Annotated in this window: 10 protein-coding genes; all 10 read left to right on the forward strand. The window is 39.1% G+C overall.

Annotated elements, in window-relative coordinates; genetic code table 11:
* Positions 1-48: 48 nt before the first annotated feature.
* Positions 49-1,428 carry an ABC transporter substrate-binding protein gene (locus KI363_RS05635; RefSeq protein ID WP_212965760.1) on the forward strand — a complete coding sequence of 460 codons (1,380 nt, stop codon included), beginning with the start codon at positions 49-51 and terminating at the stop codon, positions 1,426-1,428.
* Positions 1,429-1,505: 77 nt separating this feature from the next.
* Positions 1,506-2,402 carry a carbohydrate ABC transporter permease gene (locus KI363_RS05640; RefSeq protein WP_212965761.1) on the forward strand — a complete coding sequence of 299 codons (897 nt, stop codon included), beginning with the start codon at positions 1,506-1,508 and terminating at the stop codon, positions 2,400-2,402.
* Between the two features lie 18 nt (positions 2,403-2,420).
* Positions 2,421-3,320 (forward strand): carbohydrate ABC transporter permease, encoded by a 900-nt coding sequence (locus KI363_RS05645; RefSeq protein WP_246516770.1) that lies wholly within the window; start codon positions 2,421-2,423, stop codon positions 3,318-3,320.
* Positions 3,321-3,581: 261 nt separating this feature from the next.
* Positions 3,582-4,904, forward strand: a complete 1,323-nt coding sequence (locus tag KI363_RS05650) for an alpha-L-fucosidase (protein ID WP_281414077.1) — start codon at positions 3,582-3,584, stop codon at positions 4,902-4,904.
* 24 nt (positions 4,905-4,928) lie between these two features.
* Positions 4,929-5,801 (forward strand): sugar phosphate isomerase/epimerase family protein, encoded by an 873-nt coding sequence (locus KI363_RS05655; protein ID WP_212965762.1) that lies wholly within the window; start codon positions 4,929-4,931, stop codon positions 5,799-5,801.
* A 122-nt stretch (positions 5,802-5,923) separates the two neighbouring features.
* On the forward strand, positions 5,924-7,300 hold the full coding sequence (locus KI363_RS05660) for an alpha-L-fucosidase (RefSeq protein WP_212965763.1): 1,377 nt from the start codon (positions 5,924-5,926) through the stop codon (positions 7,298-7,300).
* 343 nt (positions 7,301-7,643) lie between these two features.
* Positions 7,644-8,969 carry an alpha-L-fucosidase gene (locus tag KI363_RS05665; protein WP_212965764.1) on the forward strand — a complete coding sequence of 442 codons (1,326 nt, stop codon included), beginning with the start codon at positions 7,644-7,646 and terminating at the stop codon, positions 8,967-8,969.
* Positions 8,970-9,112: 143 nt separating this feature from the next.
* Positions 9,113-10,420: an ABC transporter substrate-binding protein gene (locus tag KI363_RS05670; protein ID WP_212965765.1), complete on the forward strand. Its 1,308-nt coding sequence runs from the start codon at positions 9,113-9,115 to the stop codon at positions 10,418-10,420.
* A gap of 16 nt (positions 10,421-10,436) precedes the next feature.
* Positions 10,437-12,137 carry an alpha-L-fucosidase gene (locus KI363_RS05675; RefSeq protein WP_212965766.1) on the forward strand — a complete coding sequence of 567 codons (1,701 nt, stop codon included), beginning with the start codon at positions 10,437-10,439 and terminating at the stop codon, positions 12,135-12,137.
* Positions 12,138-12,259: 122 nt separating this feature from the next.
* On the forward strand, positions 12,260-13,597 hold the full coding sequence (locus tag KI363_RS05680; protein ID WP_212965767.1) for an ABC transporter substrate-binding protein: 1,338 nt from the start codon (positions 12,260-12,262) through the stop codon (positions 13,595-13,597).
* The last annotated feature ends 30 nt before the right edge of the window (positions 13,598-13,627 follow it).

Genomic DNA, 13,627 nt, shown 5'->3' on the forward strand with positions numbered 1-13,627 from the left:
CGTTTAATCTAAAGGTGACTAGAAATAAATCATTGGGGGTATCGTAAGATGATGAAAAGAACAATTGCTTTTCTTCTGAGTCTATTGCTTGTCATTCCCATTGCAGCATGTGGAAACGATGTCAATGGAAATAGTAAAGATGAAAAGTCAGATGAAGAAGGTACGAATGAGCAGAAGTTAGAAATCACTTATTGGTCTGGCGATCGTCATGATGCAGATTATATTAAAGGCCTCATTGAGCAATTCAATCAAACGAATGAAGACAATATTGAGGTTACACAGAAAATCATGTCCGAAGACTATGTCCAATCCATTGATCTTGCCTTTAGTAGTAATCAAGCGCCAGATATATTAAATCCAAAGTTTGATTTCATTAATATGGCAAAAAAGGGGTATTTCGAGCCGTTGGATGATTATATGTCTGATGAAATGAAAGAGCGTTTCAAAGATACTTTAAGAGAAAATGCAAACGTATACAATGGTAATATCGTGACCCTCCCAAATTATGGTACAACTATACGGCTTGTGTACAACCAAGAATTATTTGATCAGGCCGGCATTGACAATCCTCCTGAAACGCTTTCGGAAATGGCAGAAGCAGCCAAAAAGATTACAGAGGTTGGCAAGAAGGATGGAATTTATGGTTTTGCACTAAATTTCAAAAATCCTATCAGTGCCATGGAACGTTCGGTTCGTAATATTTTACAACGGAGCGGCTATGGAGTCGATGGATTTAATTTTAAAACAGGAGAATATGATTTTGCTGGTTATAAAGAAGTCATCACTGCGTTTAAACAAATGTACGATGACGGAAGTATGCTACCTGGAGTCGAATCATTAGATATCGATCCGTTACGCGCCCAGTTCGCAGAAGGTAAAATTGGTATGTATCTATCGTATTCTGCAGAAATGGGTGTTTATGAAAATCAGTTTCCGACCGATATCGATTGGAAAGCAGCTCCAGTCCCAACAATTAATGGTGAAGTCAAAGGGAAAAATGGCATGAACGGTGGTCAATGGTTAGCTATTAGTAGTCAATCGGATCAAGAGAAGAAAGACGCAGCTTGGAAGTTTCTTAACTATATGTATAGCGAGGAAAATCTAATTAAATATGCAGAAACAGGTCTTGGCTTGCCAGTATTGCAAGCAGTTGTGGATAAAATGGAGGAACCGGATGTCTATAATTATGAGAGCTTCGTACCGACAACAGATGATGCAATTTGGCCAATAAAACCGAACGTCGATGGATCGCTTGAAGGTAGGAAGTATGCGGATGCCTTTTGGGAATATATCTTAGAAGGCGGAAATTTAGATGACATCATCCATGATTTGTCAAAAAGCTATAATGATGCCTTGAAGAAGGAAATTGAAAAAGGCAATATTAACGTCTCACCTGATCCAAATTTTGATCCTTTAAATATAAAATAATTAATAACAGAAATAATTGGTAGGGTGGCATTCAAGCCCTACCAGATTATCCAATTTTGAGCAATGGGGGAAACTAAATGAAAAAACTTAAGCTTTATAGTACTGGTTATCTGTTTATTTTTCCTAGTCTGTTTCTAACACTAGTGTTCGCTGTATACCCCATTGTCTGGGCCATCCGGTATATGTTTTACGATTATCAAGGGTATGGTGAAGCCATATTTATTGGCATCGAAAATTTTACCCGATTATTCCATGACAAGCTTTTCTGGGATTCTGTTGTGAACACGTTTGTTTATGCTGGTGGAAAACTTATCCTTACCTTACCACTGGCACTTATTCTTGCTGTTATTTTAAACCGTGCCATACGCGGCCGACAAGTGCTTCGAGCTATCTATTTTATGCCTACCGTTATTAGTGCAGCCGTAATGGCCGTGATTTTCTTCATCATTTTTAATTCTTATAATGGGTTGTTGAATAAGTTGTTGACAAATTTTCACATCATTTCCGAACCGATAGACTGGCTAGGTCCTAAATTTGCTATGTTAACCGTTATTTTAATTGCGGTTTGGGGTGGATTAGGAAATTATATGTTATTATTTCTGGCTGGATTACAAAATATTCCGAATGACGTGTATGAGAGCGCGGCGCTAGACGGGGCAAATGAGTTGCAAAAATTTTGGTACATCACGATTCCGATGTTAGGTCCTGTTCTTCAAATTGTCATTATGTATGCAATCATTATTTCCTTGAAAGGTTATGAAAGCATCATGGTATTGACTGAAGGCGGTCCTATAGGAAAAACAGAAGTCATGTTCTTGTATGTATATAAACTGTTTTTTCCTGTTTCTACCGGTTCCGGCGTAGAGCAGCAGTTTGGATATGGTAGTGCCGTCGGATTTATGACAGCTGTGATTGTAGGGATCATAACAGCATTGTATTTTTATGTCTCCAAACGATTGAATAAACTTTATTAAAGCGAAAGGGGTAGCTTGATGCGTGTAAAAAATATTGCGCCTACCGAGAAAACCAATGCTTTTACAGCTAAATATTCATTTTCCCCTCACCGAATTATAGGATTTATCGTACTTTGGGGTTTTTTGTTATCGGTGGTAATATTCACTATCTTTCCAATTGTATTAGCCTTTCTTAATTCATTCAAAACTAACAAGGAAATTAACCTTGGTGAAACATTGCTCCCTAAAGTATGGCATTTAAGTAATTATATTGAAGCGTGGCAGCAGGCTAATTTTTCGATCTTTACTTGGAACAGCGTGTATATCAGCATCGCGTCTACTATTGGGACATTAATTGTGGCATCACTAGCTGCTTACGCAGTGGATCGAATAGCTTTCCCGGGAAAAAAATGGTTCGTCTTTATACAGGCGGCAACGATGTTTATTTCAATTGGTGCAGTTGTATTACGACCGCAGTACGACATTATGGTAAGTCTTGGTCTTAACAAGTCCCTTTGGGGAGTGATTATTATTCTGATTGCCGGACATGCTACTACATTTTTTCTTTTACTCGGTTTTTTCCGGGGAGTGCCAAAAGAATTGGATGAAGCCGCCATGATTGACGGTTGTGGTTATTTTAAGATTTATTGGAGGATTATCCTACCATTGATTACACCGGGATTAGGGGTTGCGGGGCTATTTATGTTCCGCCAAGCTTGGAATGAATACATTTTACCGCTCGTTTTTACGATGACGACACCGGAATTGCAACCCCTTACGGTTGGCCTCGCTAATCTCAGATACGGATCTTCCGGAGATGCAGCACAGATGCATTTAATGTTAGCCGGGTCGTGCATTTCCATTTTGCCTATTCTTATAGTTTATGTATTCGCCAATAAATCATTCATGCAAATGTCTGCCGGGTCACTTAAAGGTTAGTTTTAGTAGGAGTAGAGATCGACGTGAACATCAAAGTGGCCCTGTACAGCATTCACACCATAAACAGTGTTTTTTACTCCATATGACAAAAAATAGTTGATGGCCGTAATTTCATAGTTATTGCAAAAGTTGGGAGTAGGGTGATCCGTTTTATGGCAAAAAAGAAACGAATAAATCAAATGAACTTTCCATAAACGAATTGACAGGGATGTGTCTTGATGTTACCTTAATATTACCGGTAACAAATACGTTGCAGTCCAATTGAAAACACTTTCTAACAATCAAATGTTTCGGGATGGGGTGTCTGAATTGAATGATCGCGCTAAAAGAACTGAGTGGTTTTTAGAAGACCGTTTTGGCCTATTTATCCATTGGGGATTGTATACGATTCCAGCTAGAGGTGAATGGGTGCGCAGTTTTGAAAAAATAAGTAACCAAGAATATCAACCGTATTTTGAAGAATTCAATCCTACGCATTACAACCCAAAGGAATGGGCAAAATTGGCAAAGGCAGCAGGGCAGAAATATGCTGTTTTAACAACGAAGCATCATGATGGATTTTGCTTGTTTGATAGTCAATTGACCGATTATAAATCCACTAACACGCCGGCCAAAAGGGATTTAGTGCGAGAATATGTAGAGGCTTTTCGAGAAGAAGGTTTAAAAATAGGATTTTATTACTCTATCATTGATTGGTACCATGAGGACTATCCAGCCTACGGTGATCGCCAGCATCCAATGAGAGATCATGAGGATTTTAAAAATAAAACCGTTGATTTTGATCGCTATCTTGAGTATATGCATGGGCAAGTAAAAGAATTGCTTACCAACTACGGGAAAATCGATGTGATGTGGTTTGACTTTTCATATGATGATATGACAGGAGAAAAATGGAAGGCAACAAAATTAATCAACATGATTAGGGGATTGCAACCTGAAATTATCATTGATAACAGACTTGGTGGCAACATTATGTCAGCTAATCCGGAGGTGTACGCTGGTGATTTCTACTCACCAGAACAAATCATTCCTCCTCAAGGCATATTAAATGAAGCAGGTGAGCAGGTTCCTTGGGAAGCTTGCATTACGTTAAATGATCATTGGGGCTATCATGCAAAAGATAAAAACTATAAATCAGCGAAACAAGTGATTCGCACACTTGTGGAATGTGTCAGTAAAAATGGGAATTTACTTTTAAATGTTGGTCCAGATGCGAAAGGGATCATTCCAACAGAGTCCATTGATATTTTAGCAGAAGTTGGGCAGTGGATGGATCGAAACGGTGCAAGCATCTATGGATGTAAAGCAGCTGATTTGCCAAAGCCAGAATGGGGGCGCTATACGCAAAAAGGCAATACATTATATGCCCACGTTTATGATCGAGGGATTGGTCCGATTTACTTCGCAGGTCTAAAAGATAGAATAAAAAAAGCGAGATTGCTAGCGGATGGATCAGAGTTACATGTCAGCACACCATGGATGGCGGAGCGCTATTCCGATGAATCCGGGGCTTTTATTACTTTGTCGGGCGCACGTTTGCCAGATGACAATGATACCGTGATTGAGCTGGAATTATACGAATAAAAGGAATTGAAAGGATTGTTCAATATGAAGATAGGTTTAAGTACATATAGTTTGTTGGGCGCGATTAATAAAGGAGAAATGACTGTATTAGATGTCGTCCAATGGATTGCAGATAATGGTGGCGAGCATATGGAGATCGTTCCATATGGTTTTACATTAGTGGATAATCTTGAACTCGCAGATGCAGTGCGTGATAAAGCAAAAGAAGTGGGCATTGAATTATCCAACTATTCGATGCCAGCCAATTTTGTGCAAGAAACAGAAGAGGAATTTGAACAAGAGGTAGCTAGAATTAAGGAACATGTTGATCTGCTGCATCGAATGGGCATCAAACATATGCGACACGATGTAACAGCGTTTACCCTACCACCAGAGAAAATTACGATTGAATGGTTTGAGAAAAACTTGCATCTGATGGTAGAAGGAAGTCGACAAATTGCGGATTATGCGGCACAGTACGGGATTACGACAACCATTGAGAACCATGGACAATGTGTACAACATAGTGACCGCGTGCAAAGGGTGCTATTGGAAGTCAATCGTCCGAATTTCAAAACCACTCTTGATGTCGGAAACTTTCTTTGTGTAGATGAAGACCCGATTGTCGGAGTGAAGAAAAATTTACCGTTTGCTTCCCTCGTCCATTTTAAAGATTTTTATATCCGCCCGTACTATGAGCATCCAGGTGGTGGTAAATGGTTTACATCAGCGAATGGCAATTATTTAAGAGGTTCGATTGTCGGGCAAGGCGATGTCAATATTCGTCAAATTGTCAAACTCATCAAAGATTCCGGATATGACGGCAATATCACTCTCGAGTTTGAAGGGATGGAAGAATGTAGAGAGGCTTCCAAAATTGGGATGGAGAATTTAAGACGTTTTTGGGAAGAGGTTTAAGGAGGATATCGGGTGATGTATGTCATCCGATATTATTAAAAATATATTTGTAAGCGATATCATAAGCTTTTTTTGAACCAAGATCACCGTCACGAAATAATCAAAGGCAGGAGAGGTGAAAAATGGTTAAAATCATTCATAAAGAGGTGGACATGATTGAACAGGGTGTGCATAAAGACAGTACAGCAAAACACTGGGTAAAACCAAAAGACCCCTTATTATTAGAAAGATTAGAGTGGTTTATGGACCAAAAATTAGCTCTCATGATTCATTGGGGTCCGAATGCACAACTTGGAGTAGGAATGTCATGGCCCCTCAGTGATGATGATAAAGAATGGTCACGAGAAGCGGTCGATTGGACGGACAACGATGAGGAGTTTAAACAACAATATGTTGATTTAAATAAAACCTTCAATCCTATTCGTTTTCAACCGGATGTATGGGCTGATTTAGCTTTGGAAGGCGGATTTAAATATTTGATTTTCACAACCAAACATCATGATGGATTTTGTCTATGGGATACAAAAACAACGGATTATCGTATTACTGCAAAAGATTGTCCGTTTCACACCCATAAATATGCAGATATTACGAAAAATGTTTTCAATGCTTTTCGTGAAAAAGGTTTAGGCATTGCAGCCTATTTTTCAAAACCAGATTGGCATTCACCTTATTACTGGGCTCCTGGCATGGAAAGAGGCAGCTTTACTGACCGTAACCCTTCCTATGATCCAGACGAATTTCCGTGGTTATGGGAAAAGTTTACCGAGTTCACGCATGAACAAATGCTGGACTTAGTCTCCAATTATGGACCGATTGATATACTATGGTTGGATGGAGGACAAGTAAATGGGGGAAAACAGAATATTAAGTTAGATCAAGTAGTAAAGAAAGCACGCGAAATAGAACCTGGTTTAATTGTAGCGGACCGAACCATTGGGGGAGAATATGAAAATTACCTAACCCCAGAACAAACGATACCAGAACACGCGCTAGATGTACCTTGGGAAAGCTGTATCACGATTGGTAAATCATTTTGTTATCGATATGAAGATCACTATAAGTCGTTGCAGGAGATTATTCATATATTAATAGAGGTCGTGGCAAAAGGTGGAAATTTAGCCCTTAATGTTTCTCCCCAACCAGACGGAAGATTGCCATTAAAAGCCATTGAACGAATGAAAGCGTTAGGTAAATGGCTAGATAGATATGGGGAGGCGATTTATAAAACAAGAATTTGCGCACCTTATTTCACAGGAAAATTTGCTTTTACGAAAAAGGAGGGAGCCGTTTATTGTTTTAGACTTTATCAGGCAGATGAACAAAGAGAAAAGTACATGATAATACCTTTCAAAGAAAAAGTTCAAAAAATTGAGATAGTCGGCGGAGAAGAAAATATTTCTTTTGATGCGTCAAATGAGGGATTAACCGTAGAAATACCTTATAATAAGCAAAATGATGATGAAACCCCTATTGTTGATGTATTTAAGTTAACTTAATTACACAATGGGACCATTGTGTCGATGATTGGGTATTCGTATGAATATGTAATTGGTAATGATGACATGAACAGCACATGAATATCGTTGTACAATCGGAATACCGATCATATATTTCGAATTGTACCTTTCTAAAATGTACGCGGTACTAATAGAGGGAGGTGACTAGAATGTAAGATCAAGGCTAAGGGATGGCGTGATGTTATTGGACAACGTTCAAGATTGTCCTTTCCTCTACACGAATCGCCTTTAGTAAACTATACGTATAAAACAATGGTTCGTTTAAAAAGCGTTATGAACAAATAGTAAGATTAGATTAAAAGAATGTGAGGGAGATCATATTATGAATACACGGAATATTTCTGCTTCTAATCAGAAGAATTGGCCAGCCCATTACGGGAACCCAGAATGGTTCATCCATGACCGTTTTGGATTATTTATCCACTGGGGATTATATTCTAATGCCGCCCGTCACGAATGGGTCATGAACCGAGAAAAAATTCACCCAGATACGTATAATAAGTATTTTAAATTTTTCGACCCTGATTTATATGATCCGAAAAAATGGGCTCGTGTGGCTAAAAATGCTGGCATGAAATATTTTGTGATTACAACGAAGCATCACGAAGGGTTTGCTCTTTGGGATTCTAAACTAACAAACTATAAGGTGACAAATACACTAGCCAAGCGCGATTTATTATTAGAGATGGTGAATGCTTTCAGGGAAGAGGGATTAAAAGTAGGTTTCTATCATTCTCTCATTGATTGGCATCATCCGGAGTTTCCAATTGATGGATTGCATCCACAGCGTGATGATGATGATTTTAAACAAGAAGCTTCTAATCGTAAAATGGAAAATTACGTTGAATTTTTACATGGCCAAGTACGAGAATTATTAACCAATTATGGAAAAATTGATTATCTTTGGTTTGATTTTTCTTATCCGAATGCCGATTGGGGCTGGTCTAAGGGGAAAGGAGCGGATGATTGGAAATCGGAGGAATTAGAAAAAATGATTTTCGAGTTACAGCCGGATATTATCCTTAATGATCGACTTGATTTAGGACGTGGGGTGAAAACACCGGAACAATATCAACCAAACGAGGCACTAGTAGAGGATGGGGAGCCGATCATATGGGAAGCTTGCCAAACACTTAATGGTAGCTGGGGATATGATCGCGATAATTTGGATTGGAAGTCACCAGAAATGCTGATAAAAATGCTGATTGATAGTGTTTCAAAAGGCGGAAACCTTTTACTGAATGTAGGCCCCAATGGGCGTGGAGAATTTGAACAGAGATCCATTGACACTTTGAATGAAATAGGGGAGTGGATGCGAGTGAATTCGCGCTCCATCTATGGGGCAAATGCGAGTGAATTCACCGCTCCTGTTGATTGTCGTTATACGCAAAAAGGCAACCGTTTATATCTGCATATTTTTTCCTGGCCATTTAGACATATCCATTTAGAGGGCCTAGCTGGAAAAATTGAATATGCGCAATTGTTGCATGATGCCTCAGAGGTTCAATATAAAGAACATGATCCAAATGAAGAAGTGACGCATATGACAACGAGAATTACGCCTGGGTCCGTAACGTTGGATTTACCTATTCAAAAACCTGAAAGCGTGATTCCAGTTGTTGAGATATTTTTGAAGGAAGAGAACTAAAGAAAAGAGGGTAAATCCCTCTTTTCCACATCAATTCAAACCTGATTCACCTTAGTCTATGAGATTTCATTCGTCAAAATCTTGTAGGTGTTTCATAAAAATCAAGGGGGACAAGTGATGAAGAGAAATTACAGTTTTTTGTATTGTGTATTTTTAGCCTAGGTATGATACTTTCTGCTTGCAGTGGTGCGACCGAATCGGGAAAGCAACAAAAAGAAAAGGAGGAAAAAGAAGAAATCATTACAGAGGTTTGGGATGAAGAGGGAGAGCCAACCACTGTAAAAGTATTGTACCCATGGAGGGAAGATGCATTTGAAGAACAGATCGTAAAACCATACAAAGATGAAATTCCGAAAAACATTACACTGGAATGTGTATGTGAGGAGGCCCAATTGGAGCCACTTCAAGAAATGAATGCGAAGGGGATCGTTCCGGATATTATTTTTGCCAATTGGGGGATTGAGCCGCTTGTTGAGTTGGACATGCTGGAACCAGTTGATGAGTTTGTACAAAAATATGATGTCGATTTAGAGGCATTTGATCAAAGTGTGATTGCCTCATACCGTGCAATGGATCCAGATGGGGAAGGTCGCTTAATCGGTATGCCGACATTTGTGGACACGCTGGGTTTATTTTTTAATAAGGATATCTTTGATTTATTCGGGGTGTCCTATCCAGATCCGGAGAAACCAATGACATGGGCAGAAGTTCGTGACCTTGCTGCGAAAATGACTGGTGAAAGAAATGGTGTTCAGTATCGCGGATTGGAAATGGGGGAAGGTCTGACATCATTTGAAGCGACGGTTCCGTTAAAAGAATTCGAAATGAATTGGACGGATCCGGAAACGGGGGAAGTGATCTTGGATGAATCTCCTGAAGCGAAACAATATTTGGATTATATGAAGCAGATTTATAGTATTCCAGGGCTGTATGATCCTGCTAAAGAGGCAAGGGAAACGGATAAATTCGGGGAAAAAACTGCAGCAATGGCAATCTCGTGGCCAGGATATTTTAGATGGGGATTAGGAGGGGAGCCGGAGGAAGCGAAAATGATCGATGTCGCCCCAATTCCAGTATGGGAAGAGGGAGGGGTGGGTCCTCGTAAATGGGCGCATCCATATGTACTCAATAAATATAGTGAGAATCAAGATGCCGGCTTCCAAGTCATGTGGGCTATTTCTAGAGTAGATAGTTTGGATCCATTAAAAAATCCGAATAGTGAATTTAGTGAAGAGCATGAAAACTATCCGATCTATGAGGGAAAGAATATGAAAGCTTTCTGGAGTTACGAGGGAGCGATGCCACCTGAACAAATTAGCAAGTGGGATGATTATGTGGATCTTGCCGGAAGCTTAGAAAAATTAGCAGAAGGAAATATGGACACAAACGAATTTCTACGGATACTGAAGGAAGAATCAGAAATTACGATTAAAGAGGCGATGAATAAATAGAATTGGAGGATTGAGAATGTTAGTAGAAGAGCAAACCAAAGCAACAGAACGGATAAAATGGTGGCAAGAAGCAAAATTTGGAATGTTCATTCATTGGGGGCTATATGCGACATTAGCAAAAGGCGAATGGGTGATGGCTGCCTCGAAAATCCCAGTGAAAGAATATGAACAGTTCGCTACACAGTTTAATCCAAAGGAATTCAATGCAAAGGAATGGGTTGGTGTGGCGAAAAGGGCCGGGATGAAATATATCGTCATCACAGCAAAACACCATGATGGTTTTGCGATGTATCATTCAAAAGTAGAGAAATTCAATATTGTGGATGCTACCCCATTTGGACGTGACCCAATGAAGGAGTTGGCCGAGGAATGTCAAAAGCAAGGGATTAAACTATGTTTCTATTATTCTCATGTAATTGACTGGCATCATCCTCATTCTGTGCACGAATATTATAACAACACATGGGATTATAATCTTGAGGAAAAAGCATTTTACAATTATTGGCACAATCTTGCTAAGCCGCAAATTCAAGAATTATTAACCCAGTATGGAGATATTGGCTTACTATGGTTTGATACGGCGGGTGGTTTATCCAAAAAAGATAGCAAAGAATTAGTGGAATTTGTCCGAAGCTTTCAGCCTAATTGTTTAATCAATAGTAGAGTCAGTCATTGGCCTAATATAGGTGACTATCAATCGAAGGGCGATAATGAAATTCCGATGTACGGGGAAGATTCTGGTCCATGGGAAACACCCATGACTTTAAATCAATCATGGGGCTATAGTGATAGAGATCAAGTTTGGAAAACACCTGAATCGATTATCCGCAAAATGGTCAATATCGTCAGTAAAGGAGGGAATCTATTATTAAATGTTGGTCCAACGGCTGAAGGGATTATTCCGGAAAAATCAGTGGAAGTTTTAGAACAAGCTGGAGAATGGATCGAGCGAAATGGAGAAGCGATATATGGCACAAATGCCAGTCCTTTTCCATATGAATTGGAGTGGGGAGCTGTCACAATCAAGCCAAGTAGGATGTATCTCCATGTCAATAATGAAAAATGGTCAGATCAGCTCAAGTTGTTTGGCTTAAAAAACAAAGTAGTCAAAGCCTATTTATTAGCGGATTCAGAAAGAAGAAACTTACCGATCACGCAATCCTATACAGAATCGATTGACCATCATGTTCTTGGGATTGATTTGCCAAAGGATGCCCCAGACCAATATATTTCTATTATTGTACTTGAATTAGAGGGAAATGCCCAAGTAGATGACCAATTTATGCAACAAGTGTCTGGTTCCGTCAATCTGGATTTAGTACATGCAGAGACCGCTGTAGAAAAGAATGAGAAAACGGCGAAATGGGATTTTAAAATCACACAACCTGGTGCTTTTGATGTAGTATTAGTGAATTTCAAAAAAATAAATACTGTTTGGGAGGATCATTATCATGAGGAGGTGAAGGTACACATCGCTGGCCAGGAGCTTAAGACAATTCCGCAAGAAGATCAGCTGATAAAAGATTCGCCAGCATGTCAATATCCCTATAGTGAAGTTCACTCTATTCTTGGCCGTGTTCATCTTTACGATAGCGGAAATAACTCTTTAACGTTGACTTGTAACAAGATTCAAGAAAAGTCATTTGGAACAGAAATTTGGCAAGCAGAAGCAGTCAAATTGCGATCTATCAAACTAGTGCCTGTTGGCAAAAAATAAATGGATAAAAAGTAAAGGAAGCTCAAGACTTCCCGCTTCAAATCGTAGAGCGATAGGCTTCTAGAAAAACATCTTGATATGAAAAGGGAATGATTAAAACATTCTTTAAATGGGGGGTATCAATGATGGTTCAGAAGAAGTTTGTCATGCTTTTTATTTTATTAATTTCATTGGTCGTGATGTCTGCTTGTAATAACAAGATAAAAGAAACGACTCAAAAAGAGGATGAAACACAGAATGATCAAGCCGAAGTTCCGGAAATGCCGGATGAGCCTATAACGTTATCTTTTATGCTTCCATGGGATGACGAAATGTTTGCAAACTATATTAAGGATGATGTGGAAAAACATTTCCCGAATATTACATTGGAGCTTGTTGGTCTAACAGTAGATGCTGCCGGGCTTGAGGAAGCTTTTTCGAAAAATATGAATCCGGATATTGTGTTGGCTCATAATGGCTATGAGGTCTTGAAAGAATTTGATGTCGCTTATCCTTTGGATGATCTTGTTGAACAGAATCAGTATGATTTAGACCGATTTAGAGAAGGTCTTATTGATATTGCTCGTGCCCGGGATCCTTATGGGGAAAATAAGCTTTACGGCATTCCGTTTGAAGATCTTGTACCTGTTTTGTATTACAACAAATCGATTTTTGATAAATTTGGTGTCGATTACCCAGTGGATAATATGACATGGGACGAGGTCATTGACCTTGCCAGAAACGTAACTGGGGAAAAGGAAGGAACAGCCTATCGGGGACTAACATTTGGTTCATCATGGTATTATTCCTTTCCACTAAGTCAATTATCTGTTAATGGAACAGATCCAGAAACGGGTGAAGTTTTGTTCACGCAAAAAGAGGAATTTACGAAATACTTAGATTTAATTGACCAAATTGTTTCCATTCCTGGAAATTTCGAGCAGGAAATGGAGTCTACTTTCGTGAATCAAGACGTAGCGATGACATTACATCATTTAACAAATATATCAAGCTATGTAGAAGCAGGGATTGATTTTGGTATGGTTAGTTTCCCAGTCTGGAAAGATAAGCCAAATGCCGCACCGTATAAATTTATTGGCCAGACATTGGCAATTAGCAAGCATAGCGAAAATAAATTGGCAGCTTTTAAAGTCATTGAATATTTAACATCGGCGGAAAAGCAAACGAAAAATGCGAGCTTAGGGAGAATTTCACCTTTAAAAGACTTATCTGTCATGAGTCAATTTTTAAGTGAACAGTTTCCAGATAACGACTTTAATATCGAAGGGGTTTTATCGGTTCCACCTGCAGAACCACCCGTTTATTCAAAATGGGGACCATTTATTCAAATTAACCCGAACGACTTTTACAGTGATATCGCAGTGGAATTTATCGAATCAGGTGAGGATCCTGCGACGGTGTTAAGGCGGATGGAAGAGACTTATCAGACGAAGGTAGAAGAAGAGATGAATCGAAATTAATAATAAAAGTTACAGTTAAAACAAGTCGGC

It is taken from the genome of Lederbergia ruris, assembly GCF_018332955.1.
GTDB lineage: Bacteria > Bacillota > Bacilli > Bacillales > Bacillaceae_C > Lederbergia > Lederbergia ruris.